The sequence below is a fragment of the Desertivirga xinjiangensis genome, from assembly GCF_024436435.1.
GTDB lineage: Bacteria > Bacteroidota > Bacteroidia > Sphingobacteriales > Sphingobacteriaceae > Desertivirga > Desertivirga xinjiangensis.
In genome coordinates this window covers 174,776-200,680 of sequence record NZ_JAFMZP010000001.1, presented here as the reverse complement: position 1 = coordinate 200,680, position 25,905 = coordinate 174,776, and the positions used below count along the sequence as shown (strand labels likewise).

Here is a 25,905-nt window from a genome sequence, read left to right as displayed (position 1 = left end):
TTAGTATTTCAGGATTGCTCATCGACTTTTGCGACATTAGAAAAAGACGTTTGTGAGCTGTAATTATAATTTAATGTTAAGTTTTTCAAATGAAAACTTCGAAGGTTCCGTGGCATTCTATAGCTTTATGGATTAAAGTAAAGGAGTGAAAATAGAAGTTTTAGAAGAACGGATGGGAAACATTGAGGATACTAAGTTATCCTCTATTCTCGGGTTGATACTAGATGCTGTTAGAGATTTTCCTTTAATGGGAACGAATGATACCGAATTGTATTTTAATGAAGTCAGAAAATTAATTGGCTCGGATGAAATTACTCAAAGTTCAATTGATGACTATTTAAACCTGAGTTACAAAGAAGAACGTGAGAGTGATATTTGGATCTGTTAAAGATATTAAAAGGAGAAAGCTACTAGGGAAAAAGCTTATCGTGCAAGAGGCATAATGGCTAATATGTGAGCCAGCTCAATTGTCGTATCACTGATGCGACAATTTCTTTTTCAGGAAAAACTTCCGCAAACAGATTAATAGAAGTTGAAAAGGAAGTTCAGATTTCGACCCGTCTACGGTAAAGCCAAAAGTCGATTTTGTTCTGGTTGACATTAGACCTAGGAGGAGTAAGTGAAAGCATTATTGTCGATTGAACCAGAGTTTGTAGCAAAAATATTTAGCGGCGAGAAAAGGTTTGAATATAGAAAAGCAATTTTTTCCAATGAAGCTGTGAAAACCGTTGTCATTTACTCGACTATGCCAATAGGTAGGGTGGTAGGCGAATTTGAAGTAAATAGTATTTTAACTGATTCGCCGGAAGAAGTATGGAAAAAAACCAAGGAACTTTCAGGGATCAAAGAGAGCTTTCTTAATGAGTATTTTGATGGGAGAGATAAAGCTTATGCTATTAAAATTGAGAAAGCTATCATGTATGAAAATCCCAAGGATTTAAGTGAAGTAATCAACAGGAAGGTGCCTCCCCAGTCATTTTGTTACATATAGCGAAAAACGGAAATGGTTTTGACGGGAGAGAATGTTGGAATCTTTAGCAGCTGCTAAAAACTATCCAGACAAATACGCTAAGCCGCCTAACAATCATCTATGCCAGCAGTCGAACTGGGACTATACCGGCTGCTAACTTAATTAATAATGAAGTTTTGAAATACAAAAAGCTCCAATTGGAGCTTTTTGTATTTCAGTTTTTTTGAAGCTGTGTTTTATTGGTGAGCATATTCCTTCAAGTTACCTTGATGGTGACTTACGCGACCTCCATAGGTCGATGAACTAAATCCATAGTACCATTGCCTGCCATCTAATCCATTGAAATATAGAACCAAATTTCCATCATCTTGCAACTTCATGTAGCTCCTGTAAGCATTTCCTGATCTAAGGGATCCAGAGGGTGCTTGAGAAGCACTTGCCCAAATCTCACCATTAAGGTTGCCGTTAGTGTGATACCTTTTAAGAGTGATGTTTCCATCTAATTGATAGAACAATTTATAGATCCAGCCTGTACCACTTGCTTGCGTTCCGCTATTCCATAGTGGGTTGAATGCATTATCATAAATGACCAAATTACCATCTGGCTGTAGTGTTAATCGGAATTGTTGGTTGGGGGAATAAATGCTGGCATCGCTACCGTTAGATGTCAATAATGGTAGATCAGATGGACTTATAAAGTCGGTTGGTTGATAAGTTCCGTACAGTTCCGCATTTTGTATCCAAGCGGCTGGCATTAGACTTGCACCACTAACAGGCAAAGCCGTGTAAAAGTTTGAAGATAAATTGTAGTAATTTGTCCATATGCCAAGACCATCGTCTACATACTTAACCTTTATTGTTACATAGCCTCCTACTTTACCGCTTCCTATTGTAACAGGTTGAACTTTTCTTAATTCACGTTGTCCGCCGTAATCGTTAGTGGAAACTGAAATTTCGGAAGTTAAATCAGTGACAATATTATTTTTTACATATACAACTGTGTATTTGACTAACCCAGAAGCCCATCCGGTGTTTGGTGAAGGTGCTACTGCTCTCGAAATAGTGAAGTTAATTTCAAAATAGGTAGATTCAGTATTGCTAACAACTATATTGCCATTTTCGACAAAATTAGGGTGAATCTCAACCTGCGTTATAAATACTTGAGAATAAATAGATTGAATGGTTATGAAAAACACTATAACCGTAAATAAGGTCTTTTTCATCTTGAGGTTATTGATTTTCATATGTTAACTTGTATTCATTTGCTCCGTTATATCGCTGCTGAGCCTCCTCCAGGTCTTCCCTATATACTGTGTTTGGTACATAGAATTGTTTTTGATCACTATCATAAACGATCCTATCTTCAGTTACATTTAATGTTATGGACAGAAATCGCACTATTTTCTCATAGTTTTCAATGGTGGCTACAGCGTCATCTTTGGGTATTGATTTCTCTTCTTTTTTGCAACTCATTGTACTTATCAAGCACGCTACAACGGCTATTCGTAGAATTCTTTTTGTAGTGATCATTTCGTATCTTATTAGGTGTTTATGCTTACTCTTTTTAAGATTTTCAGCATGCTTGAAATAATTTGGCTGTTGCCTTTCCGAGTCCGGAAGAGGCTCCGGTAATAAAAATTGTCTTTTGCATGATATTTTGTATTAGTTGTATGATGCAAAGTTGGCCAATAGATAATGACGCGAATTATTCTTTTTGGTTATTTAGCAAGCCAAATTGACGATTCTTTTATTGATGACTGCCCGCTATTTGCGGTTACTCCCAAACAATTATTAGATGAGTGGTTGCGGCTTTGATAAATCTTGTATAGATTTATGTCCTATTGCATTGTTATTTTCATCCAAAGGTATAAATGAGTTATATGCAACTTCAATTATGTTTCCTTCTACATCCTGACAGTAAAAAAAGAGGCCGCCGAACGGAGGCATTGTAAGTTCCTTAATTATCCTAACACCTTTGCTGATCAGGTCATTGTAAATATCTCTAACTTCTTGTTCAGTCGTAACATTATAACCGAATGTGAACGACGCACGTTCACTAAGCTCAGTACCAATAAAAGTTGCTAATTCGCTTTTTTTAGCTATGCTAAACAGGAAACCATTCATCTGGTAGATGACTATATCTTTATTTTCAGCCGTTGGCTTCCACCCGAGCTTCTGCTCGTAAAAGTCCTTCATTGCGGGCAGATCGTTTGCTGCGATTGTTAATACGGTAAGTCTTTGTTCCATTGTTTGATTGTTAGATTTGTTATCATCAGTTATACTGCAACACTTAATTCGTAAATTTCAACGATGCAACGGTTCCATTTACATCCTTTGGTAAAGCAAATGTACAAGGGCGGTTGAAGTCAGAGTTTGTAAAAAAACGACTTTACAAAACAGAAGGCGTCTGTCCTGAGAATTTTTTTATCTCTTTGCAGAGGTGACTGTGGTCATAGTAACCATATTTTAAAGCGATATGGAGTAGAGTAGTACCGGGCGATCGCTGTTGTAGTTCGCGCATAGCAGATTTATTGCGAATAATACTTATAAACTTTTTTGGCGTTAACCCAACTTCCTTTTTAAAAATCCTTTCCAATTGCCGTGCAGTAATACAGCACTGATCTATTAACTCTTCCACCCCCACCCGTCCCGACTTATTTTGAATATCATTAATAATGCGTGGTAACGGACTTAAATTTTCTCTACTAATATTCTTTGCCGAGAAATATTCATTTAAATACGCGTAGGAGAATTTAGAAACTTTTAGAAAATCGGGCGCGAGCTTTCTATCGAACTCAATAGTCGCATCCGTTATCTCGTGCAAGGAACAAAAATTGTGCAGGCAATTAAAACCGAATGGCTTAAAACGGATTCCAATCAAATCTGCATTTGGAGAGATATAGCTTATTTGGTACGAGGTCATTGCGCCAACAAGGTAAGTGTTACTGTGTTGCAGAGTGTGGTTCTCAACTTTACAGCTTTCCCCGAAGTTGAAAATGATGTCGACGCAGCCGTCCGGAAGGATTCTATTGCGATAGGTCTCCTTATCATTATTCTTCAACACCCAGTAGCAGTCAATGAATTGCCTAAGTGCCGGCACGGGTAAAATTTCCTTGTATTGCATGTTGTCTATTTCACTGCATGCACTGTATATTATATATCAATCCATTTTTCATCCAGTTTTGATATATTTTGTTATCAATACTTCGTCAGGGACCAAAATACAGTGTCTTAACCAAAGTAGAAATAATAAACGGATTGAATTATCGTAATCTGTGTCTATTAAATGCAACCAGAAAGTCGGGCTGGGCAGACATTTGTTCGGAATGCGCAGAAGTCAAAATTTCGGGATTTGTCTTAAGCAACTTCGATTCAACCAGGGTATGGAGCTGAAGGAGCATTTCCGGAAGCCCTTTTTCTGACACTGTTGGATGGTATTTTTTTTCAAGTTCGGCTTTCTGCTCGCTCGATGCCAGGCACAGATCCCAGCCTTCGCCGACTTTGAACCAATATTCTTTGGCACAATTGTCTAAATCAAACATATACATCCTGGCCTGAAATTCTACTGTCGTGTTTTTCAAATTATTTCTTTTTAGTTCCTGTTAATGGTTCTGCCTTTGAAACTGACTTTTTACCGGACTGGTAATCAGATTCTGATTTCTTAGTTTCTGTGCTGGCCGCTTTCTTAATGTTCTTGCCGCCTTTGTCTTTACTCATAGTATTAGTATTTATCGGTTAATGTTAATTGTTTGATCGCTGAATCTCTTAGATTGATATTTAAATCTTCATAATGATCAAAGCGGTATTGATATACTTTCTCAGTGCTGCCCGGACCTTCTGCAATTAATGCAGCAATGTGTTTGAGAGCACCTGATTTAGCCATTTCCATTGCTTGTGCTCTGCGGTCGTATCCATAAAACATCTCATTTTCTGGTAGAAGCGAGTAGCAACGTTCAGGAACTGAGAGTTTTTCGGCTGAAAGACCTCCTGTGCGAGTTTGCCCTTCAACAGGCATGACTATCTGTTTGAAATCATTAAAGGATACTTCCGTTACCTTCGTATCATTCTTGAAAACACGGTAAAACTTATTGAAACGATGTTTCTCCATAATTTTTCTGATAAAATGTTATATTTAAGGAGTACCGGATCAGAGGAGGTAGTTCCCAGTGGAGGTAAAAATGAGATTGATAGGTACCTTATAAAGGTAACATAATTTATGGGATCCCTACCATATTTTATATTATATTTCAAATCACTGCTATAGCCGGAGCGACTCGGCCTTCATGTAGCGGATCACAGATCCTTTGATAGGGCTTCGGAATAGCATATTCTGAAGAGCTGGGAGAATATTCCGAAGAGCTCGTAACTTGGTTCGCTGGATATAGCAGGGAGTGATTTTCCCCGCTATATTCTCAGCATTATATGAGTCTGTAAACTTACTAAGTTCGTTCTATATCGAAGTGATTTCGATAAGCTTCTGTTCCGTTAATGGTTTGTTAAGGAACTGACACACATATGGGCTTTGTAAAGCAAGTTCTTTATCTTCCGGATGCAAAGACGATGACAGCATAATGATAATGCACTTCTTTTTTATGTTTTCGGGCAGTTTATTATATTCAGCCAGAAACTCAAAGCCATTCATCTCAGGCATGTTGATGTCAAGAAAAATAAGATCTGGGAGCGCTTCCTCATCTCCTGTATTAGTGCTTAAATAATCAAGGGCGCTTATTGCTGACTCAACACTTACCACTTCCTCTGCAAATGAATATTTAGAGATTACTTTTTCGGCAAGAAACCTGTCGATCTTAGCATCGTCCACAACCATTACCTTATGGTAACTAAAATTATTGATTTCCATTTCTTTATTTAGATTTAAGCCAGGTTAGGCAAGAATATTTTGAATTCAGTTCCAAAGCCCGGTTTTGATTTAAATTCGAGCGTCCCATTTAACTTGTCTATGGTTTCTTTAACGAGGTACAGCCCCAGGCCGGATCCGGTTGATTTAGTAGAAACACGGAAAAACATATCGAATATTTTTTGATGATGTTTTTCGTCTATACCGATCCCATTGTCTCTAACGATAATGTTAACCCCCTCGACATTAAAACTAACGTCTATCTGCACATATGGATCAGTAATATTAGGATTATAATATCGCATCGCATTAGAAACGAGATTGTTTAATATAACTGAAACTCTGCCTTTGTCGGAATAAAAATCGCTGTTTTCGGGTATATTCACTTTCATACTGACATCGGATTTGCCGTTGCTCATGAATTTCAGAGAACTGTTAACCTCTTTAAGTAGTTCCCGGAAGTCGACCTTTTGCTTTTTTACTTCTACTCGTGCATTTCTTGAGTAGTCCAATATGTCAAGAATGAATATATCAAGCTTCTCAATACTTTCCTTCATTAGCTCGAAGTTCCCGAGCATTTCTTCATCTTCGGTTTCTGTTTGAGAATACTCCAATAGGCCTAAAACAGAGGCTAATGGTGCCCGGAGATCATGCGATACACTGTAAACAAAACGATCCAGTTCATTATTGGTTTTTTTAAGTTCCTCATTAGAAATCTCCAACGATCTTTCGTGTGTCTTCCTTTCGGTGATATCCCTGAAATTAGCAACATAGCCGCCCACTGCCTCCTCATGTAAAAGGTTAGTTACATGCCCCTCTGTCCAGATCCAATTCCCTTCTTTATTACGGAATGGGAACTCAAAATATACCGGCACGCCAGGATTTTCAGATAAGGGCACCAACATTTCCTGCACAGTTGCATGATTCTCGGGGTAGATATAATCAAGAATCGAAGTGTTTAACATTTCTTGTGGTGAAAAGCCGGTCATCCCGGTCATAGATTCACTAACAAAAGTAAACTGCAGGCAGTCGTTCGCAATAGTTATAGCATCATTTGAGTTTTGAATAAGCGATCTAAACTTTAACTCATTTTTTTTCAAAGCATTTTCTGCTTGCTTTTTTGCTGTGATATCCGAATTAATGCCGTCAAGCCGGATCAGTTTACCATCTATGTTTAAAGTGGGAGTTATTCTCGTCTCTAACCAGCGTATCTGGCCGTCTTTATGACGTATCCGGTATTCGTTATGGATCGCTAGACCACTTTCCAGCCGAGGTACTTCACTTAGGACGGTCTGCTTGTCCTCGTCTAAGATAACCTTTAACCAAAGCTCTGGATCATTTTTCATATCTTCCGGCCCATATCCGTAAACCCGCTTGCAAGCAGGCGACATCTGCAGCACCTTGTTTTGAACCATGTCGGTTGACCAAAACACCTCCTCCATACTATCAAAAAGCGTCTGCAATTCGGCATTAGCGCTTGCGAGTGCGTTCTCAGTTTCTCTGGTATGGGTTATATCAAATGTAATGCCTACCATTTTTGAGGCTGCGCCGGTTAGGGGATCTGTCTGAACACTTCCCATATCTCTGACTAGCCGTTCAGATCCATTTCCCGAAAGAATGCGATATTCAATATCGTACGTCCCCCTGGATGATATAGCTTTACTTACCTCACGCTCAAAAAGTCCTTGATCTTCAGGATGTATTAAAGCCAAATAGCTATGATAGGTAAGGTCAATTGAACCGGGTTTGACACCTAGTATATTAAAAAGTTCGTCAGACCAATAGTCTTGTTTACTATCAATGTTTTCAGTCAGATCGACTTCCCAACTACCGGCCCTGGCAATTTTTTGAATGTTTTTTGAATGACTAACCTCCTTTTCTAATTGCTTGATCTTTTTAATCTTGGTTGACGTTAGTTCCTTTACTATTTCTGCACGGTCTATAACTTCAGAAACAGTCGCAGCCTTCGCCTTGAACAATTCTTTGTCACCACCAAGTATTGTGAATGTGTCTGACAAAATGGAATCCAATGTTGAAATAGCTGCCGTTCCCGGGTGTTGACACCTTAAGAGAAGCTCTTCGTTTTTACGTTCCAAATCCAGAAATGCTTTATTTATCGAATCAAGTAAACTTTTATCGACTTCAAGCTCGACAGCTGGTGGTTTATTTTTATCTATTATTTCTTGTAAGAGAGGATGCAGCATGGTTTGATTCTACGAGAAATAAAAAAGAAAGTTGCGCTGATCTGAATTAGTAAATTTTATCTACTTCACTTCAAATGAGGTGCTTATCAATAAAAGGCAAGCCGTTTCATGTTTCGAGGCACCTCACTTTAAATTTAGTATACTTAATAATATCCTAACATCAGCTTTATAGTCTCTTAGTTTCCTGTATCTACTTTTGGATGCTCATTGTGCCATGGATCATCCAGATAGAAGAACGGATTTAGAATTGTTTGAAGCCATCCGGAAAGATGATCATCAGGCTTTCGACGTTCTGTATCAGCGTTACGGCAGGCAGCTTTATCTATTTATGCTAAATAAGGTTCGTAAAGCCGAAGCTGCAGAAGAACTGGTAAATGATGTATTTCTGATTCTCTGGGAAAAGCGCGACAGCATTAAGATCAGCACAAACGCAGCAGCCTACATTTTTACGATCGCCAAAAACCTGACCCTGCAGTATATCCGAAGCAGCCATAATAAACAACAATTCATAGAAGAAATTGCGGCCATAGAGATCCCTGCTTCCGCAGCAGCCGACGATGCCATCTATTACCAGGAACTTACTTCATCTTTAACTGCTATTATTAACGAGCTTCCCGAGAAATGCCGTGAAATATTTTTATTGAGCCGTGATAAGGAAAAAAGCAGCAGGGAGATTGCCGACGAGCTTAAGTTGTCTGATCAGACGGTGAAAAACCAGCTGAGCAAAGCCTTACGTGTGCTTCGCTATAAGTTAAATGAAGCAACACACTTCCTTTTTAATTTTATGATACTGATCCTCAGTATTTTGAACGAAGGGTAAAATTATTTTTCATTTCCGCGTAGTACCAGTTCTACTATTTTGCATCTTCATTTATAGAGGGCGGCAATGTCCGTTGTTAGAAAAGGAATCTTAATACATGAATAATAAAGAACGCGAGCGCTTACTTTCGGAGTTTCTGAAAGGGAATAATCATCCTGAAGCTGAAAAGCAGTTTGATGCCTGGTTCCGGCAACTAAATGTCGACAGGCAGCAACAACCCGATCAGGAACAGCTCCGCCAGGCAACAGACCGCATTGCGGCACGTCTTCGTAAAGGTCGCCAGGGGGCTGTCGTGAAACCTCTTCGCCCTGGATTATTACGCTTCACTGCCGTGGCTGCTTCAGTTCTTTTAGTCATAGGACTATTTTGGCAGACCCAGGCAGACGGTTATTTGTATGGCCTGTTTCACCCTGTAAAAACTACCGTATTCCGGGCAGATAATGGTCAAACCAGGACCCTCACCCTTCCCGACGGATCCATTGTTCAGCTGAACCGTAATTCATGGATCTCTATCGACAATCATTTTGGAAAAAACAGACGCCGTGACGTGATCTTACATGGAGAAGCATTTTTCGAAGTTTCAAAAGACAAATCTCATCCTTTCCTGGTGAAGGCAAGCAACGCGGTGGTACGGGTGCTTGGAACCCGGTTTAACGTTTCCGAAGATCAACGGGGAAATAACGTAATGGTAGCGGTTGAGGAGGGAATTGTGACCTTAAGGGATCAAAGCCAGCAGGCGGAGGATGGACTGCGCCTGACCGCCGGACAAAGCGCAATGCGTTTAAGTGACGGTACAGTTAGGCCTCTCAGCGCGAAACAAATACACAATTACTTCAGCTGGCGAACCGGGCAGCTTAACTTTAATGACACCTCCCTTAAGGATGTAATAGATCAGCTACAATTGATCTATCATACGCCGATAAGCGTATACGAGGATGTTGATGCCGGTCAGCATCTCACTTTGGCTTACAAATATGCTCCTCTACCTGAGGTGCTGGATGTAATTTGCCACTCCATGGGTCTTCAATACACACAAACTTCAAAAGAGATACGAATACAGAAATAATCTAATTACATGATGAGAATCAATACTTTACACTATTGCAAAATGGTGTTACTGGCCATGCTTTGCCTGTTTGCAGGCCTGAAGAATGGAAGTTCCAGAGAAAATTTTGGTAACCCTGGCCGATCTGTATACCCTGATTTAGCGGGTAACCAGCAAAAAACCATAACCGTAAAGGCTGCAGCGATCAGCCCGCAGGACGCTTTAGCTCAGGTGGCTAAACAGGCGGGACTGGGCGTCAGTTATAACAATAGCCTCTTGCCTAAGACCATCCTGAAATTGAACCTTGAAAAGGTTTCGCTGGAAGTGGCCCTGGAGACAATTCTGAAAAATACCGGCTTGAAAGCAGAAGTGACCAAATGGAACACTCTTACCCTGGTTAAAACGACGGCTAAAAACCCAAACGACCAGGCCGGTGGCAGCCCCGGCACCCTTAAAGGCCGCATTGTAGAATTTGAAACCTCGCAGCCACTGCCCGGAGCATCAGTTAGGATACTCGAGCTGAACAGGGGCATACAGTCAAACGGAGAGGGGTATTACCGCATTACCACTATTCCTGCCGGAAAGTACACCTTACAGGTCTCCTTCATTGGATTTGCCACTTCTAAGGTACAGGTAGAGGTGCGGGCCGGAAAAGAAGATACGTATGATGTGAAACTACAGGGAAGTAACCAGCTTGGTGAAGTGGTTGTTTCAGCTGTAGGCAAAACCCGCCGGCCTGTCCCCCATACCTCCGAAAAGCAGGTGCTGGAACAGGTGAAGTCTGCTTCGGTTGTTGTGTCGGCCATATCTTCAGAGCAGATCAGTAAATCTGCCGACCGGAATGCCGCTGAGGCGGTGCAAAAAATAGCGGGCGTCACCGTGGCCGACGACAAGTTTGTCATCGTCCGGGGGCTGAACCAGCGTTATAACCTTACCTATCTGAACGACAACGTTGCCCCCAGCACGGAGGTGTATAGCCGGGCCTTTGCACTTGACCTTATTCCCAGCCGGATCATAGACCGCATCATGGTCTATAAATCCGCCGGACCGGAAACTCTGGCCGACGCTACGGGTGGTGTAGTGAAAATATATACCAAAGATGCCAAAGCAGTAAAGCACTTTGACATAGAGCTGCAACTTGGCCATAGGCAGGGAACCACCTTCAACGATAACTTTCTCAGCTACAATGGGGGTAAATGGGACTGGCTGGGCTTTGATGACGGCACGCGGAAACTGCCATCGTCCGTTCCGGGTTATGATCAGTTGAACCTGGCGCAATTAACGCCGTCTCAATATGCCAGTAGCTTTAATCCTACCTTGACGCATCAGGTGATGCGGGCATTGCCCAGCATGCAGGTGACGGCAAACTACTACAATGCGTTTCGGATATCGGGAAGGACAATTTCCACACTCACTTCTTTAAGTTACAAAAATGAATACCTGAAGGCAGACATATCCCGTCAGGAGGGGTATCCCGAAATTTCGTGGGGCACAACAGACAACAAGAACAGGGATGACCGCAATGCCCAAACCTCTCAACTGAACCTGTTGCAAAACTTCACCTTTCGATTGCGCGACAGCAGTAGCCTTTCGTTTAAGAACTTTCTGTTGCTGCAAGGACAGGATGCCGCCATCGTGCGTCATAGCCAGTCTATGAACACCGATATCTCTTCTGCCCGGGCCAACAAAGACAATATTCTGTCGTTCAACCAACGCCTCCTATATGCAGGTAACCTTGGTGGCCTACATCACTTTGGCAAGGGAAAGCACCAGGTTCAATGGAATGGCGGGTATACCTTCAGTCAGCAATCCACACCAGATCAACGGGTAGTGCGGCTCACCGGACCAACCAGCCGGGTTGCGGTTGGCGATACCACCATTCAATGGCGGGCCAGGGGACAGAACCTGGAGTTTAGTGACACCTTCGACCCGGTCCCGATGCGCCTGGGCTCGATATCCCGCCTGTGGATGCGGAACAGCGAGGGAAACTACAATGCTTCGGTAGATTACGCTTACCGGTGGAAACCCTGGCTTTCGTTACGTTTGGGAACCTTCCAGCAATGGAAAGAGCGCCGGCTTTACAGGCGAATTTATACTGTGCATGAGGGAGATGTCACTAACCCGGAGGACATTTATTACCAACCTGGTAGCAGCGGCCTGTACATAGATCCGCAATTGGTACGCTTCCGTGAGCAGGATCTGCCCTATGTGTGGAGCAAAGAATACCTCCGCGATGACTATGCCGGACTGCGTGTACATGACCGGACTTCAGGTGCTGACAGCTACACCGGAACGGAGCAGAATAACAGCGGTTATTTTGCCCTGCAATTCACACCTCTGGACAGGAAATTTGAAGTCTATGGTGGTTTGCGCTACGAATATAACCGCCAAAAAATTGGAGCGGCCATTCCCCGGCCAACTACGCCGGGCATTAACATCCCCGTATACATTGAAAACCCGATGGAAACCTGGTTACCCTCGGTTAACACCTCATGGCGCCCGGGCGAAAGCTGGGTAGTGCGGGCTGCCTATGCGAAGACGGTCAACCGCACGGAGTTCCGGGAAGTTGCTCCTTACAAAGAACTGGATTTTGAGAGCAACACAGAGATCAGTGGAAATCCCGACCTCAAGTCGGCAACGGTGAACAATTACGATTTCCGCCTGGAGTTTTATCCCCGTGGAAATGCCAGAGGAGAAACTATCAGTGCGGGAGTTTTTTACAAGGAACTTAGCAACCCGATCGAGCGGGTCAACACCTCAAACCGGGTAATGAGCATGTTCCCATCCATTTCTTACCAAAACTCGGCCTCTGCAACCATCAAAGGACTGGAGATTGAAATGAACAAAAAGCTGGACTTCATTCCTGGTAAGCTGTTCCGTAATCTCTCGGTCATCGCCAATGTCTCGCTTATTAAAAGCGAAACGCAGAATGATACTACCAATGCATCCACGCTCTCGTTTACGACAGACAAACGTCCCTTACAGGGGCAGTCGCCTTATATCATCAATGCAGGGCTATACTATGATAATGCGGCATGGGGTACCCGAATTGCAGCTATTTACAATACGTCGGGAGAAAACATCTACGCCGCCGGACGCGGATACCGGTACAACGATTTTATCTCCGGACCGGAGTACCGGAGCAGTCTGATCGAACTGCCCCGGCATGTGCTCGATATATCCGTTACACAGCGTCTTGCCGGCAGCCTGCAGGCCAAGCTAAGCATACAGAATTTACTGGATCAGTCTGTACGAATAGCAGAGGACTTCAATTTTTCTAATAAGTATGAACCCTTGCGTGCTACGGGTGAAATGGGCGAAGTTGAAGGAAGGCCGGTAATGGACGGCGACAATATCGCCTCCAGTTTCCACCCCGGCAGACATGTGGTACTTAACCTGTCCTATTCATTTTAACGACAAGGAATCATGAGAAAGAACAAGAATAACATCAGCTGGTTAGCGTTGACGGTCATAACAGCTTTCCTACTTCAGGCTTGCGACAAAGCCGAAAACTACTACGAAAAGCTGGATGCGCAGCCGGAAGTGATCACCAATTACAGATCAGTGTACGGCGTTGGCGACACGCTGGTGCTGCAGGGCCGCTTGAATCCCAAAAATGGCTTAACTGTCCGAATCGGAGATGTAGAGGCGGATGTATCCGACATTCGCAGCATAACGTATAAGCGAAGTGATGCAAGCAATGCGGTTTTCGATTCGATTGAACAGGTTAACATCGTCATTACGGAAGGAATGGGCATTGGCCGGAACAGAAAAGTGGCGGTCACCTCTGCAGGATTTACCGTACAATGCCCTGCCATTGAGATTATCGAAGGTATCAACAGCGGTTATTTGTCCGATCCCGTTCAGCTTGTGCAGCATGCCCGGCTTTCTCCAATAGACATTCCGCTGTTCTGCCAGAACGGAAAGGGGACGGTGTTCTACTGGAGTTTGTCCGGCAAAGGCCTTGTCCGGATCGATAAAGATGGCAGCAGCAGCACCGTGCTGGAACCAGGCGTACTGTCGGATAATGAGGGCAGCTTCATTGTAACCACCTTCCATGCAGGAGGCGTTGATCCGCAGGAGCGTTATGTTTATTTCTCGGCCACGACGACTGACGGAAAAGCGGACAATGGCAGCAACGAGATCTATCGTCTGTGCCGATATGATATGCAGAATCGAGTGTTTACCACCTTGAACAGATCGTCTTATCCGAAAACACAGAATGAACGTACGCTCGAAGTCTTCCAACCGTTTGAAGGAAACATCGGCGTAGCCAAACTGTTCGCTGCCGATGGCATCTACCCGGCCAGCAATGGAAACGTTTTCCTGTGGCTGCCGCAGTCCAGCACCATCGGCAGGTTGGATGCATCCGGTAGGCTGACCTACCTCTTCCGTCTCGGTGCATCTGTGCCTCCAATCTATAATCCAACTACAGGACGTAATTATACCACAAACGAAATCCGGCTCATGTTGCCCGGAACCAATATCAGTACTTCCATTAACACTCTCGTCCGCGGAGTACTTCCGGATGAGAACCTGCTCTTTGCGCGGACCGGTAATATTGCAGCAGAGGTAACTCAGATCGATCTGACCAATGCAGCAGTGTTACACAGTGTAAGCCCGGAATATGCTTCCATAAGCAGAAACGAGCCTCTCTACATTACCGGCTCATTTGATATCCTGAATGCAGATCCCGGGAGGGGAATTGCGGGTACTCCGGATCCACTTTTCGGATACATGCCCCTGCCGGATGCCAAAGTGCTGATCCTGTATTATCAGGAACTTAATAGCGATACATTTCCGGCGCTGGCTACCTTGAATTTTAAAGAAAAGGCAGGGCGCAGGTATAGCCCGGGAAAGGTTGTCCGAAACAACTACCGGATGATGAACCGCGGGGCTGATATCATGCTCAACTACGACGAGGAAGGCATGATCTATATGACGGCCAATAATGGCAGCGTAATCATAAAAACCCAAACACGATGAGAAGGAAAATAACAAGTTATTATTATTTGATCCTTGGGCTGCTGCTTTGTTCCGCAGCCTGCCAGAAAACGGAACAGATTGCCGGCGAGGGACAGGATACCTACATCAATTTCTACAATGCCTCCGAGGTCTTGCAGCAGTACCGTAGTTACTCTGAACAGAACCAGATCATCATAAACGACAGTGTCCCCGGCGCCAGGAACCGGCCTCAATTTTCCAGTACGGATGATTTCAGGCAGTTTCCAAGGCATTTAACCGGTACCGATGCGGTAATCGATGGGCCCGCCGGCGATATCTACTGGCTGCCGATGATGGCTGATACCTACCGTTTTACCTATACGTCCGTAAACAAAAACTACCTGGTGGATACCGCGGTAACCCTGTTGCCCAAGACTTTCACCACACAGTACCTGGTGGAAAGTCCCGAAGCAGAAGAGGCCTATCGTATCCTGACCGTTCCTGTGGAACGGAAAGGGATAGCCGGCAAGGTGCGTGTACAGGTGGTTAATTTGTCGCCCGACTTTGGCAATCTGGAAGTAGTTCGCGTGGGTCAGGAAGGTCGCCAGATAGCTACCGACCTTCCAGGAGATCTTTCCTTCGGCAGCTATAGTCCCTATGCGGAACTGGATACTGCCGGCAGTTCGGAGACCTATGGAAAGCTGGTGCTTCAGTTCCGTAAAAGCGGCAGCAGCGAAACCGTTTTGACCGCAGCTATTGATGCCATACCTAAAAGTTCCCATACCATCGTATTCCAGGGATTTGAAAGGGAAACGCCCCGCCGTATTAAAACGGGTGATGGAGAATATGAACAGGCGATTGTTGCCCCTAACCTACGGGTGAAAGTCAGACGGGTCTTTTAAACCTCAGATACTCAATAACAGAAATCGACAATAATTAAATAAGCAAACAATTAAAAAATAATGAAAACGACTACATTAAAAAAGTATGCAGTTCTTGCTGTTGCTGTATTAGGCTTTACAGCTTGCAAAAAGGATGATCCAGCTCCTGCTCCAACTCCCGTTGAAGCGGTGAACCTCAGCATAGAGGATCTCAAAAAACGCAGTACCGGTACAATTAGCGAGGAGAACAAAGTTTTCCGGATCAAAGGTTTTGTCATCTCAGACAAGGATGGCAGGAACATCGACGCCAAAACAGTGGTGCTGCAGGGAGGGAACAACAAACAGGGCATCGTTGTCAACTTTGCAGCCAACCATAATTTTGCTTTAGGCGATGAGGTACAAGTGGGCGTATCCAACCAGAAGCTGGAGCTGGTAAACGGTGAAATTGTACTGAATGCGGTACCGGTGGATAGCGCCAGCAAAACGGGTACCGGCAGCATTACTGCAAGGGAAACCAGCATTGCCGAGATTGTCAGCAACAAAAGCGAATGGAATGGTACACTGGTAACAATCGGAGGCGGTATGTTCAATGGTAATGGTAAATACAGTGCCTCCCTTACTTATTCTGTTGAGAGCGGAACCATCAAAACGCCGGTGCTGACTGGTGCTTCCTTTGAAGATACGGACTATCCGGTAATGACAAATGGCTTGACAGGCGTCGTCAGAATTTCCGGGGAAGAAGTTCTCCTGAACATCCGGAATACCTCCGATGTGAAAAGCCCGGAAACGTTCTTGTATGTAGAAGATTTCTCAGGCGCGACATCGACAGTCTACTCTAGTTTAAGGACCGTCGCTACTAATCAAGCAGTATACAATGCAAATATTTCAACGACACTGACGGCAGCATATCCGAACTTTCGCGGGGATTATTGGACGGCGAACCAGGTTTCCGGATCTGGCACCCAGATTATCAAGAATCTGTCAGCAGGCAGCACAGATGCCGACGCTTCCTTTCTTACCCCCGGCAGAAATTACTATTCTGTTTTGCCTTATGCACTGACCACAACCTATGCCCGCCTAACAAATCCAGAGGACTCATGGTATAACTCAGGCTATAGCCGGTTCGCGAGTACGCTTTCAGTATTTGCGGGAGCGGGATCAACAAATACATTGGAAAATATCAAAAGCATCACAGTTGTGTTGGCCGGGAGCAAGATGAAAACTGCTGATTTCGACCCTGACGGGCTGATAACAACCAATGCGTCAGAGTTTAGCAACTTCGATGCTGCCAAAGATGGCTTTGTGGTCTGTTTGTATACCAATGAGCTGGAGAAAATCGATGAATCTCCCGTTTTCCGTAATCAAGGTGAATGGCAGACGGTAAAATTTGACGGTATACATGAGAAGTTATCCGCGCTGACCGGTAATAAGCGGGATTTACGTATTTCGTTTGGAAGTACGATCAATCAGCGCGGAACGGCGGCCATTGGACGAAACGGAGCATTCACAGCTGTGTTTGGATCTCCTATCGTGATCGACAAAATTATTTTTGAGTATACTCAAAAGCCGTTCTGGGCGGAATAATTTAGCTCAATAATTTATTTATGCAGGGCATCAGTACCGCGACGCATCAGCATCTGGCTGATGCCCTGCTTTCAAGCACATATAGCTATTATTACACGGTTGATACTGGATATGGCGGGCTCTGTTCTTGCGCGGGGTGTCGACAGCAAATATATGGCCGGAAACCATCCCCTTATTCAGGAACTGACATTACTTGATAACGCCTTCCGCTATCAGAAATTTTAACTACTCGAAATATGCAAGGCATCAGTAAAAGGCAGCACCAGCATCTCACAGAAGCACTGCTTCAGTTAGAGCGTGTATTTAGCCGTATAGAGCAAAAGCTGGATCAGCAAACAGGCAAACGTCTCAAAGTAATTCCCGCATCCGCAGAGATCGAAGCCAGACGCAAGGAACTGGAAGAAAGTTATGAACAATACCAGGCGATGTTGGCAGCGCTCGAAGCGCATGTAAAACAATACCAGAAACGCTTTCTTCAAATAAAACAACAGGATATCGGAAACCGCATACGTGAACTGCGTAAGCAATTACCACCCGACAGCAATGAGTTACTGTTCCTCCGCGAAAGCATTGCCAGCGCTTACGGAGCTTAAAACTAATGAAAAAGCGGGCTGTCCCTCTTATTGCTAGACTAGCTTCTAAAGGTGTATATAGTCTCCAAGCCATCCTAAAGGATTCTAATTTTACAGTGAAACCTGACCAAACTTTTGTTAAACTTGTGCCATATGGACACCGCAATTCAAAACTTTGCTCAAGCCTTTGTAAGCGCTGATAACAAGCTTTTACCGGGATAATCTTACATGAATAAGCCAAATAACCCGGATGAACTAAAAGTCCTGGCGAAGCTATTCCTTCGTTTAGGGTGTCTTGGCTTTGGAGGGCCGGCTGTTCACATCGCGATGATGGAAGAAGAGGTGGTTAGGAAGAAGCAGTGGTTCTCGCAACAGCATTTTCTTGATCTGGTGGGGGCGACAAATTTGATACCCGGTCCCAACTCAACCGAATTAACCATGCATATCGGTTATGAAAGAGCGGGCCGCAAGGGACTTTTTTTTGCGGGTGCCTGCTTTATTTTTCCGGCTGTGGTGATCACCGGACTTTTTGCCTGGCTGTATCAGAAATACGGACAACTGCCGCAGGTGCAACCTTTTATTTATGGAATAAAACCGGCCATCCTGGCCGTCATTGTTTCCCTGATGATCGGCCTCGGGAAGAAAGCCCTGAAGAGTGTCGAACTAGGCGTCATTGGAATCCTTGCTGCACTCGCTGTTATTGCCGGCTTTAATGAGGTCTATGTTCTTTTTGCCGGTGGCATTCTTGCAGTTCTTATAAGTAAAATAAGGCAACCTAAAAAAACGCTTGAAAGTATCATACCGCTTGTTTTGCTGCAAAACAGTAGCTGGTGGAATGATCATGGCTGCCTGAAATTGTTCTTTATATTCCTGAAGATAGGCTCAATCCTTTATGGAAGCGGATATGTCCTGTTCGCATTTCTTGATTCTGAATTGGTAGCAAGAGGGTTGTTAAGCCATCAGCAACTGGTTGATGCCATTGCTGTCGGACAATTTACGCCCGGTCCGGTATTCTCTTCAGCCACGTTTATTGGCTGGCAGATTGGAGGGATGTATGGTGCCATAGCAGCTACTATCGGGATATTTCTTCCATCCTTTCTTTTTGTAGCACTGTTAAATCCTCTGTTGCCAAAACTGAGGAGTTCTGCTATTTTTAGAACCTTCCTGGATGCAGTAAATATGGTTTCTGTTGCTATTATCTTAGCTGTTGTAGTAGAGATTGGAAAAAATGCTCTTTCTGATTGGAGAACGGTCTCGATTGCCGCTCTCAGCTTCGTCATCTCCTTCTACTTTAAAAAATTTAATACCGCTTATATCATCCTTGGTGGAGCGCTTACAGGCTACGGCCTGAGTTATTTCTGAGCTAACGTAAGAAAGTAACAAAGCCATTCAGGCTTCCCGGGCTCCAGTTTTCAATAATTACCTGTAAGCAAATTAATTTTACTAATTAATACATTCATCTCGAAGGGCTTGGCAAGGAAATCGTCAGCACCCGCTTCTTTCGCCGACTTCTCGAGTTCACGACTTGCGGATACCAGTATAATGGGTATACCACGGGTTTGCGGCTTGGCCTTTAGCTGCTTACAAATTTCTTTCCCGTCTTCTCCAGATAACCAGATATCCAGGAGGATAAGGTCCGGAAGGTCGTCAGTAAGTGCTAAAACATCCGATCCTTTACTTAATTTGGATACGCCGAAGCCTTCGAAATCCAGCATTACTTCTACGGAGTCCAAAATGGCCGGGTCATCATCCACGACTAATATTTTCTTTGTATTCATTGACTTAACTGGCATTTTTTTGCGGAAGAGAAAAGCAAAAAGTAGACCCTTTTCCTACTGCACTGTTTACCCAAATCTCTCCGCCTTCGCGCTTAATAATTTCTGAAGAAATGTAAAGCCCCAAGCCTAAACCGGGGAAAGTATGTTCTTTAGTGCCGCTAACCCGGTAGAATTGCTCGAAAACCTTATCTTTTCTATCGTTCGGGATACCAATACCAAAATCCTGCACACATAACTTTACGTTTTCATTCTCAAGCCGGGTATATACCACAATTTTGTCTGCATCAGGAGAGTATTTTATGGCATTGGTGATCAGGTTGGTAATGACCTGACCTACCCGGTCCTTATCGGCAAAAACGTTTCCAGTTGGTTCCAGATTAGGCACAATGATATGTTTTGCAGTGGTGCGTTGAAGTTCTTCGATAATTTCTTCAACCAGGTTGTTAAATTCAAAGTAATCATCATTAAACTGCATTCTCCCTGTCTGGATTTTGGTAACGTCTAACAAATCACCTATCAAAGAAGTCAGTTTATTCAGCTGAACATCCATTTTATACACCAGTCCGGCTTTTCTGTCGTCCCCCTCTTTTCTCAACATTGCTTCGAGCACCTGCGTATAGGCCTTGATACTGGTGACAGGCGTTTTCAACTCATGACTGGCTATTCCAAGGAAATTGTCTTTTTGTTTTTCTAGCACTTTAGATTCATGAATATCGGTATTCGTTCCGATCCATCTCACTATATTTCCTTGCTCATCCCTTATAGGCACTGCTCTGCCTAAAAACCAGCGGTATTCGCCCGGCTTTTTAAAGTCCTTAAACCTATATTCTATCTGGTAAATTTTTCCTGATTTTACGCAGTCATACCAAATCTCTTTAACTCTTAGAAGATCATCAGGATGCAGCACAGGCTCCCAGCTTTGATCGCCAAAGGTATTCTCATCAAACCCTGTATAGTCGTACCACTGCTTATTATAATAATCCAGGTACCCGTCTGGTGTTGCTGTCCATACCATCTGAGGCATGGAGTCGGCAAGCTCTTTAAGTCGATTTTGACTCAACCTTAAAGCTAGTTCGTTTTGCTCTATTCGCCGCCTGGATATTACCTGCTCAGTAACATCAATACACATTACCAGTATTCCAATATTGGTATTACCATCACTTATAGGTTTATATGTGAAGTTGAAATAATATGTTTTGAGCTCACCGTTTACCATTATCTCGGCCCGGCTTTCATTGTTCTTGTATTCTACCCCGGTATGATACACCTCTGCAAGTAATTCCGGGTACTCCTGACCCTTAAGTTCAGGCATAAAATCAAGTAATTCGCGGTTAAGAATACTTCTGTCTCTGCCCCAGATATGCAACATGGCATCGTTCACCAGTTCGAGCACCATATTCTCCCCTTTAAACAAAGCAGTGGCAACAGGTGCCTGCTTAACCAGGTTTCTGAATTTTGCTTCGCTTGCTTCGGCTATTTGTCTGGATCTTACCTGTTCGGTAACATCCACTGCGACTGCAATAATATCTGTGGTTTCCCCTGCACCGTTTTTTATCGGCTGGTAAACGAAATTGCAAAAGATCTCTTTCAACTCGCCCTGATGTTCAAGCATCACCTTCGCCTCGCTTGCAGCATAGGCATTACCCGACGTAAACACATTGTCGAGTAATTCCAAAAACGGCTGACCTTCGATTTCTGGTAAAGCCTCGGGGATAGTTTTACCAATAACTGCAGGTGTCTTACCCCATATTTGCAATATATTCTTATTAGCTGAATCGATCAACAGCTCGCGGCCATGCATTACTGCGATAGCTACGGGCGCCTCCTGCATAATATACTTCAATCTTGACTCGCTGTATTCCAGATCACTAACCGTTTTATTGAGGTATTCTTGCACTTCTAAAAGTTCATCGTTTGTAGCTGCTATTTCTTCGCTGGCAGCAGCTAATTCCTCGTTTGTAGCAGCCAATTCTTCATTCAGTTCCTGTTGTTGCCCGAAACTATTTTCTACCGCTTGTCTTGCTAAAACCTGTTCAGTAACATCTACCGCCATATTCAATATAGCATAGACCTCACCCTCTGTGTTGCGTAAGGCTTTGTAGCTAAAATTAAAATAAAACGTCTGAAGCTGTCCGTCGACCACTAAATTCACCCTATCTTCAGTGGCTCTGTAGCTAACTCCAGTTGTATACACTTCCTGCAATAGATCATGAAAAGGCTGCCCTTCAAGTTCAGGCAGGGCTTCGTGCAGTGTCTTACCAATTACTGATACATCTTTACCCCATACTTTTATCATCGCATCATTCGCGATTTCGATCTTCATTTCCCTGCCAGTGTAGACGCCGGTTGCAACATCTGCATTCAGCACCAGGCCTTTAAAGCGATTTTCACTTGCTTCCAGCTCTTTTTTGGCTTTTACTTGCTCCGTGACCTCATTCGCAATAACACTGATACCATTGATTTCTCCTATAGAATTGCGGATAGGCGAATAAACATAATTGAAATAACATGTTTCCAAAACACCATTTCTTATGAGCTTTGCCAGCGTCTCATAACCCCGGTGTTCAACCCCTGTTTCATACACATTCTTTAAGATGTCGGGAAATGGCTGGCCTTCAATTTCGGGAAGAGCTTCAATAACAGGCAAACCAATAACAGAAGAATCTTTGCCCCATAATTCCAGCATCCATTCGTTCGCATTTTGTATAATCATATCGGAGCCTGCAAGGAGTCCAATGGCCACCGGTGCCTGGCTGAAAAGTTGTTTTATACCTACTGACAATTCTATAGAAGATGGATCTGACATTTCGATGAGTCCTTTTTATTGGGTTGAGGCGGCAAATATATGATATTTAAGCGAGTAAGATTAAGATCATTAAAGTGTTAAAGCGATTTAGCGAAACCTGCAGAGCCCGTCCAGCCTGAATATTAACTGCTCCTGCTCCACTCGTTTCACACAGAACTCTAGTCCAGAACTTTTTAACTCCTTTAAGCGTTATCTATCCTGATCTAGTTTTTCTACTTTACGGGCTATGAGTTTTGATACATCAGAATTTAACGAAGGCTATGCAGAGAACATTTACAGTACGATCGTCGAACTCTCTCCTCTGCCGGTTTATGTATGTGCTGGCAAGGACATGACCGTCATTGTTGCGAACAAGGCTACCCTGAAGGCCTGGGGTAAAGATAAATCGGTAATTGGAAGGAAGTTCAGGGATGCTCTTCCTGAAATGGCAGATCAGCCATTCTTTGACCTGTTAACCCGCGTTTATACCACAGGTGTTGCTTATCATACGGAAAATGATCGGGCTGATTTCCTGATGGACGATCGGATGCAGACCTTCTATTTCAAATTCAGCTATCAGCCTCTCAGATCTAGAGACGGTGCAATCTGGGGCGTTCTTTGTATCGCCACAGACGTCACTGACCTCGTTTTAGCTAACAAAAGAGCCGAAGAAAGTGAATCCAGGTTTAAAAGTTTGATCTTACAAGCGCCCGTGGCCTTATGCGTGCTTAAAGGGCCCGAGTACATCGTTGAAGTTGCAAATGCAGAGGTTCTGGAGATCTGGGGCGTACTGGAGGAGCAGGTTCTGAACAAGCCCTTGTTCGAAGGCATACCTGAAGCAAAGGGGCAAGGTTTGGAAAGTCTTCTGCATGAGGTTTATACCACCGGTGAGGTTATTTTAGAGGAGGAGAGATATGTAGACTTGCCCAAGAACGGTGGCACCGAAAGAAAAGCGATCAACTTTGTTTACGCGCCTTATTATGAAATAGACCGCACCATTACAGGTGTGATGGCAGCTGCTGTTGATGTTACAGACCAGGTACTTGGCAGACAAAGGGTTGAAGAAGCCAATAAACAGCTTGAAAAAACTCAGCTGCGTCTCGCTTTAGCCTTACAGGCGGGCCGGCTGGGCACCTATGAACGAAACCTCAACACAGGAAAAATGCTTAGCAGCAGCCAGTTTAAAGCAAACTTTGGATTTCCCCCAAATAGAGATGTGTCTGTGAACGACATTATGGAAGGTATATTACCCGAGTATTTGGCCAAAGTTACTGAAGTACAATCGCAGTTTGAAAAAGACGATGTTGTATATAATATCGAATTCCCTGTGAAATGGCCTGATGGCACCATACACTGGGTGCTCGTCTCAGGAAACACCATTCAGAATGAACTGGGAGAAAGGATTATTTCCGGGGTATCGCAGGATATCACAGAGCAAAAGCTCTTGCAGCAGCAAAAAGACGATTTTATCGGTATTGCCAGTCACGAGTTAAAAACACCTATTACATCGCTGAAGGCATCTCTACAATTGCTGGAGCGCTTGAAAAACAATCCTGCCTCTCCCAAGCTCCCTGCTTTGATCGACCAGGCAAACTCAAGTTTAAAGAAGGTGACCGTTCTCATTGAAGATCTGCTGAACACCACCCGTATGAAAGAGGGGCAGCTGGAATTGAAAAAAACAAAGTTTGTTCTTTCAAAACTGATTAATGATTGCTGTCAGCATGTGCGGGCCCTTGGAACGCACGATATTGTGGCAGAAGGCGACCTGGATCTGGAAGTATACGCCGACTCTAACCGGCTGGACCAGGTTTTAATTAATCTTGTAAATAATGCTATAAAATATGCTCCGCAATCAAAACTGGTGGTGATAAAGATCAAAAAAGCCGATAACCAGGCAAAGGTATCTGTTATTGATAAGGGGCCGGGAATTCCTAAAGAAAAGCAAGCTCATTTATTCGACCGGTACTACAGGGCTAACGAAAATGGGCAGCCATACGCCGGGCTGGGACTCGGCCTTTATATATCCTCAGAAATTATAAAAAAGCACGACGGAAAAATAGGCGTTGAAAGCGAAACTGGCAAAGGGAGTACCTTCTGGTTTGAAATTCCTCTGGGTCTCGACAAGGATGAAGTATAGTTATTCGTCATTCATTATCCTATTTCATTTAATATCTCATTATCCAAATCATGCATCTTTTGAAACAGTTCGCACAGCAGCTGCATATTTGAATCAGGACCTTCAAGAAATTTTATGTTATCTACATAGGGATATTGAAAAGAGTCATAGAGATCATCGGGGACATCAGCCCTGTAATGAACAAGTTGCCAGGCCCTTATGTAAAAGGAACACATAGTAGCGTAAATGAATACCGGCAGCTTCGAAAGCAGCTCTGAATACGTATTTTCTTCCGGTGGTTCAATTTCACCGCTATGCTCCAGACCTTCCCAGTTTTCAATCGCCTGTTCCAGCTCTTCATCAGTTAAGGAGTTGATATTGGCCAAAGAATTCATTGTTTCCGTCAAAGCTTCGATCATCTTGATCAGTATTTTCACAGAGGGATTGTCCAATGCCTCCAAAATAGCCATATCAACTGGAATTTCAGACTCGCTTCCGAATACCTCGAACATATCTTTCAGTTCGTTCTGGATGCCAAAATTCAAGCCGCAGATGTATAGTTCCCTGCTGGTGTAATGACATAAGACATAGAGGTATATTACGTGTTGACGATAGTTGAACTCTGTACTATCCATAGAGACTGCTAACCTATTTTGTTAAAATCCTAAATTAAGAAATACTTGCAAAATCTAAACGCGCAAACAGGTTGTTTGCCCGACAATTGTATCTTTCCATTGCTGCAATTTTTCCACGCTATAAAAACGCGCAGGAGTATCCAGCTTGCAAACCCTTATATTTTTTGAGGCACAATGCCCGGCCACCTTGGTCATTTGGGCCCGCATGTTTGGAATCCCCGCAAAGGTTTTTCTCGTAAAATAGACCGCTTTCAAGTTTGGCAAAGTATCAATAATACCGGTTAGATCCGTCCACTGGTGCACATGACTGTCCACAGATGCATCTTCAGTAGCATCCCCATTTTCCTCATCAGCATCAAGCGCATAGATCAGATCAGCAAAGTCTATCTTCCGGGAGGCCATAAACTTTTTCTTTTCGGCTAATGATGCCTCTTTTAATGGCGCCATGCCCCAGCACTGAGGTAATAGATGCCATAAGAAGTTTCTTGACCGCCCATAGAAAAAGTCGGACGGTTCGGTATCCGGAACAAATATTCCAATAATGAGTATCTCGGTCAGGGGCTCCACTTTATGCTCCCTGAATTTATGAAGAACCACAGCCATATTGTCTACAAATTGCTAATTTGAGCTTTTTTCTTAAATTAAAGAGAACAAGGCGTTCCATAAGCCCTAAAAATTGAAACATTCAAAAGCTCCAGCTTGTTGTTCAGGAAAAA

24 protein-coding genes are annotated in these 25,905 nt (G+C 43.6%); 11 read left to right on the top strand and 13 right to left on the bottom strand.

Features of this window, described 5'->3' with window-relative positions; translation table 11 throughout:
• Nucleotides 1-145: 145 nt before the first annotated feature.
• Complete coding sequence (locus tag J3P37_RS00855) at nt 146-388, top strand: hypothetical protein (protein WP_256009091.1); 243 nt, start codon at nt 146-148, stop codon at nt 386-388.
• 231 nt (nt 389-619) lie between these two features.
• Complete coding sequence (locus tag J3P37_RS00850; protein WP_256009090.1) at nt 620-991, top strand: ASCH domain-containing protein; 372 nt, start codon at nt 620-622, stop codon at nt 989-991.
• A 215-nt stretch (nt 992-1,206) separates the two neighbouring features.
• Here J3P37_RS00850 and J3P37_RS00845 read toward each other — a convergent pair whose 3' ends face one another.
• The 9 genes from J3P37_RS00845 to J3P37_RS00805 form a co-directional block, all read right to left on the bottom strand.
• Nucleotides 1,207-2,193 (bottom strand): hypothetical protein, encoded by a 987-nt coding sequence (locus tag J3P37_RS00845; protein WP_256009089.1) that lies wholly within the window; start codon nt 2,191-2,193, stop codon nt 1,207-1,209.
• A gap of 7 nt (nt 2,194-2,200) precedes the next feature.
• Nucleotides 2,201-2,443 carry a hypothetical protein gene (locus J3P37_RS00840; protein WP_256009088.1) on the bottom strand — a complete coding sequence of 81 codons (243 nt, stop codon included), beginning with the start codon at nt 2,441-2,443 and terminating at the stop codon, nt 2,201-2,203.
• 318 nt (nt 2,444-2,761) lie between these two features.
• Nucleotides 2,762-3,217 (bottom strand): VOC family protein, encoded by a 456-nt coding sequence (locus J3P37_RS00835; RefSeq protein ID WP_256009087.1) that lies wholly within the window; start codon nt 3,215-3,217, stop codon nt 2,762-2,764.
• A 142-nt stretch (nt 3,218-3,359) separates the two neighbouring features.
• Nucleotides 3,360-4,094, bottom strand: coding sequence for a helix-turn-helix transcriptional regulator (locus J3P37_RS00830; RefSeq protein WP_256009086.1), 735 nt, complete (start codon nt 4,092-4,094; stop codon nt 3,360-3,362).
• Between the two features lie 139 nt (nt 4,095-4,233).
• Nucleotides 4,234-4,551 carry a hypothetical protein gene (locus J3P37_RS00825; RefSeq protein WP_256009085.1) on the bottom strand — a complete coding sequence of 106 codons (318 nt, stop codon included), beginning with the start codon at nt 4,549-4,551 and terminating at the stop codon, nt 4,234-4,236.
• A gap of 1 nt (nt 4,552) precedes the next feature.
• Nucleotides 4,553-4,687, bottom strand: a complete 135-nt coding sequence (locus J3P37_RS00820; RefSeq protein ID WP_256009084.1) for a hypothetical protein — start codon at nt 4,685-4,687, stop codon at nt 4,553-4,555.
• A 4-nt stretch (nt 4,688-4,691) separates the two neighbouring features.
• Nucleotides 4,692-5,078 (bottom strand): hypothetical protein, encoded by a 387-nt coding sequence (locus J3P37_RS00815; protein ID WP_256009083.1) that lies wholly within the window; start codon nt 5,076-5,078, stop codon nt 4,692-4,694.
• A gap of 342 nt (nt 5,079-5,420) precedes the next feature.
• Entirely contained in the window at nt 5,421-5,828 is a 408-nt protein-coding gene (locus J3P37_RS00810; protein ID WP_256009082.1) for a response regulator, read from the bottom strand.
• Between the two features lie 14 nt (nt 5,829-5,842).
• Entirely contained in the window at nt 5,843-8,029 is a 2,187-nt protein-coding gene (locus J3P37_RS00805) for a PAS domain-containing sensor histidine kinase (protein WP_256009081.1), read from the bottom strand.
• Between the two features lie 214 nt (nt 8,030-8,243).
• On the opposite strand from J3P37_RS00805, the gene J3P37_RS00800 reads away from it, so the two are divergent.
• The 8 genes from J3P37_RS00800 (at nt 8,244) to chrA (ending at nt 19,237) form a co-directional block, all read left to right on the top strand.
• On the top strand, nt 8,244-8,849 hold the full coding sequence (locus J3P37_RS00800; RefSeq protein ID WP_256009080.1) for an RNA polymerase sigma-70 factor: 606 nt from the start codon (nt 8,244-8,246) through the stop codon (nt 8,847-8,849).
• A 97-nt stretch (nt 8,850-8,946) separates the two neighbouring features.
• Nucleotides 8,947-9,915 carry a FecR family protein gene (locus tag J3P37_RS00795; protein WP_256009079.1) on the top strand — a complete coding sequence of 323 codons (969 nt, stop codon included), beginning with the start codon at nt 8,947-8,949 and terminating at the stop codon, nt 9,913-9,915.
• A 9-nt stretch (nt 9,916-9,924) separates the two neighbouring features.
• Nucleotides 9,925-13,308, top strand: a complete 3,384-nt coding sequence (locus J3P37_RS00790; RefSeq protein ID WP_256009078.1) for a TonB-dependent receptor — start codon at nt 9,925-9,927, stop codon at nt 13,306-13,308.
• Between the two features lie 12 nt (nt 13,309-13,320).
• Nucleotides 13,321-14,880: a hypothetical protein gene (locus tag J3P37_RS00785; protein WP_256009077.1), complete on the top strand. Its 1,560-nt coding sequence runs from the start codon at nt 13,321-13,323 to the stop codon at nt 14,878-14,880.
• On the top strand, nt 14,877-15,740 hold the full coding sequence (locus J3P37_RS00780; protein ID WP_256009076.1) for a DUF4397 domain-containing protein: 864 nt from the start codon (nt 14,877-14,879) through the stop codon (nt 15,738-15,740). Before J3P37_RS00785 ends, J3P37_RS00780 begins: the two co-directional genes overlap by 4 nt.
• 60 nt (nt 15,741-15,800) lie before the next feature.
• Complete coding sequence (locus J3P37_RS00775; RefSeq protein WP_256009075.1) at nt 15,801-17,303, top strand: DUF5689 domain-containing protein; 1,503 nt, start codon at nt 15,801-15,803, stop codon at nt 17,301-17,303.
• Nucleotides 17,304-17,539: 236 nt separating this feature from the next.
• Nucleotides 17,540-17,896, top strand: coding sequence for a coiled-coil domain-containing protein (locus J3P37_RS00770; RefSeq protein WP_256009074.1), 357 nt, complete (start codon nt 17,540-17,542; stop codon nt 17,894-17,896).
• 207 nt (nt 17,897-18,103) lie between these two features.
• Entirely contained in the window at nt 18,104-19,237 is a 1,134-nt protein-coding gene (gene chrA, locus J3P37_RS00765) for a chromate efflux transporter (protein WP_256009073.1), read from the top strand.
• A 50-nt stretch (nt 19,238-19,287) separates the two neighbouring features.
• Here the strand turns inward: chrA and J3P37_RS00760 are convergent, their stop codons facing one another.
• Complete coding sequence (locus J3P37_RS00760) at nt 19,288-19,653, bottom strand: response regulator (protein ID WP_256009072.1); 366 nt, start codon at nt 19,651-19,653, stop codon at nt 19,288-19,290.
• Nucleotides 19,654-19,657: 4 nt separating this feature from the next.
• On the bottom strand, nt 19,658-22,459 hold the full coding sequence (locus J3P37_RS00755; RefSeq protein WP_256009071.1) for a PAS domain-containing sensor histidine kinase: 2,802 nt from the start codon (nt 22,457-22,459) through the stop codon (nt 19,658-19,660).
• 226 nt (nt 22,460-22,685) lie between these two features.
• Here J3P37_RS00755 and J3P37_RS00750 point away from each other — a divergent pair, with 226 nt between their 5' ends.
• Nucleotides 22,686-24,575, top strand: a complete 1,890-nt coding sequence (locus J3P37_RS00750; protein WP_256009070.1) for a PAS domain-containing sensor histidine kinase — start codon at nt 22,686-22,688, stop codon at nt 24,573-24,575.
• A gap of 14 nt (nt 24,576-24,589) precedes the next feature.
• On the opposite strand, the gene J3P37_RS00745 is transcribed toward J3P37_RS00750, so the two are convergent.
• Together J3P37_RS00745 and J3P37_RS00740 are read right to left on the bottom strand one after the other, a co-directional pair.
• Entirely contained in the window at nt 24,590-25,189 is a 600-nt protein-coding gene (locus J3P37_RS00745; RefSeq protein WP_256009069.1) for a hypothetical protein, read from the bottom strand.
• A 54-nt stretch (nt 25,190-25,243) separates the two neighbouring features.
• Nucleotides 25,244-25,792, bottom strand: coding sequence for a uracil-DNA glycosylase family protein (locus J3P37_RS00740; RefSeq protein ID WP_256009068.1), 549 nt, complete (start codon nt 25,790-25,792; stop codon nt 25,244-25,246).
• Between the last annotated feature and the right edge of the window lie 113 nt (nt 25,793-25,905).

Excerpts from the sequence above, each read along its gene's own strand:
- J3P37_RS00845 (WP_256009089.1), bottom strand. The coding sequence starts at position 2,193 with ATGAAAAAGACCTTATTTACGGTTATAGTGTTTTTCATAACCATTCAA.
- J3P37_RS00840 (WP_256009088.1), bottom strand. The coding sequence starts at position 2,443 with ATGAGTTGCAAAAAAGAAGAGAAATCAATACCCAAAGATGACGCTGTA.
- J3P37_RS00835 (WP_256009087.1), bottom strand. The coding sequence starts at position 3,217 with ATGGAACAAAGACTTACCGTATTAACAATCGCAGCAAACGATCTGCCC.
- J3P37_RS00830 (WP_256009086.1), bottom strand. The coding sequence starts at position 4,094 with ATGCAATACAAGGAAATTTTACCCGTGCCGGCACTTAGGCAATTCATT.
- J3P37_RS00820 (WP_256009084.1), bottom strand. The coding sequence starts at position 4,687 with ATGAGTAAAGACAAAGGCGGCAAGAACATTAAGAAAGCGGCCAGCACA.
- J3P37_RS00815 (WP_256009083.1), bottom strand. The coding sequence starts at position 5,078 with ATGGAGAAACATCGTTTCAATAAGTTTTACCGTGTTTTCAAGAATGAT.
- J3P37_RS00810 (WP_256009082.1), bottom strand. The coding sequence starts at position 5,828 with ATGGAAATCAATAATTTTAGTTACCATAAGGTAATGGTTGTGGACGAT.
- J3P37_RS00805 (WP_256009081.1), bottom strand. The coding sequence starts at position 8,029 with ATGCTGCATCCTCTCTTACAAGAAATAATAGATAAAAATAAACCACCA.
- J3P37_RS00800 (WP_256009080.1), top strand. The coding sequence starts at position 8,244 with ATGGATCATCCAGATAGAAGAACGGATTTAGAATTGTTTGAAGCCATC.
- J3P37_RS00795 (WP_256009079.1), top strand. The coding sequence starts at position 8,947 with ATGAATAATAAAGAACGCGAGCGCTTACTTTCGGAGTTTCTGAAAGGG.
- J3P37_RS00790 (WP_256009078.1), top strand. The coding sequence starts at position 9,925 with ATGATGAGAATCAATACTTTACACTATTGCAAAATGGTGTTACTGGCC.
- J3P37_RS00785 (WP_256009077.1), top strand. The coding sequence starts at position 13,321 with ATGAGAAAGAACAAGAATAACATCAGCTGGTTAGCGTTGACGGTCATA.
- J3P37_RS00780 (WP_256009076.1), top strand. The coding sequence starts at position 14,877 with ATGAGAAGGAAAATAACAAGTTATTATTATTTGATCCTTGGGCTGCTG.
- J3P37_RS00775 (WP_256009075.1), top strand. The coding sequence starts at position 15,801 with ATGAAAACGACTACATTAAAAAAGTATGCAGTTCTTGCTGTTGCTGTA.
- J3P37_RS00770 (WP_256009074.1), top strand. The coding sequence starts at position 17,540 with ATGCAAGGCATCAGTAAAAGGCAGCACCAGCATCTCACAGAAGCACTG.
- chrA (WP_256009073.1), top strand. The coding sequence starts at position 18,104 with ATGAATAAGCCAAATAACCCGGATGAACTAAAAGTCCTGGCGAAGCTA.
- J3P37_RS00760 (WP_256009072.1), bottom strand. The coding sequence starts at position 19,653 with ATGAATACAAAGAAAATATTAGTCGTGGATGATGACCCGGCCATTTTG.
- J3P37_RS00755 (WP_256009071.1), bottom strand. The coding sequence starts at position 22,459 with ATGTCAGATCCATCTTCTATAGAATTGTCAGTAGGTATAAAACAACTT.
- J3P37_RS00750 (WP_256009070.1), top strand. The coding sequence starts at position 22,686 with ATGAGTTTTGATACATCAGAATTTAACGAAGGCTATGCAGAGAACATT.
- J3P37_RS00745 (WP_256009069.1), bottom strand. The coding sequence starts at position 25,189 with ATGGATAGTACAGAGTTCAACTATCGTCAACACGTAATATACCTCTAT.
- J3P37_RS00740 (WP_256009068.1), bottom strand. The coding sequence starts at position 25,792 with ATGGCTGTGGTTCTTCATAAATTCAGGGAGCATAAAGTGGAGCCCCTG.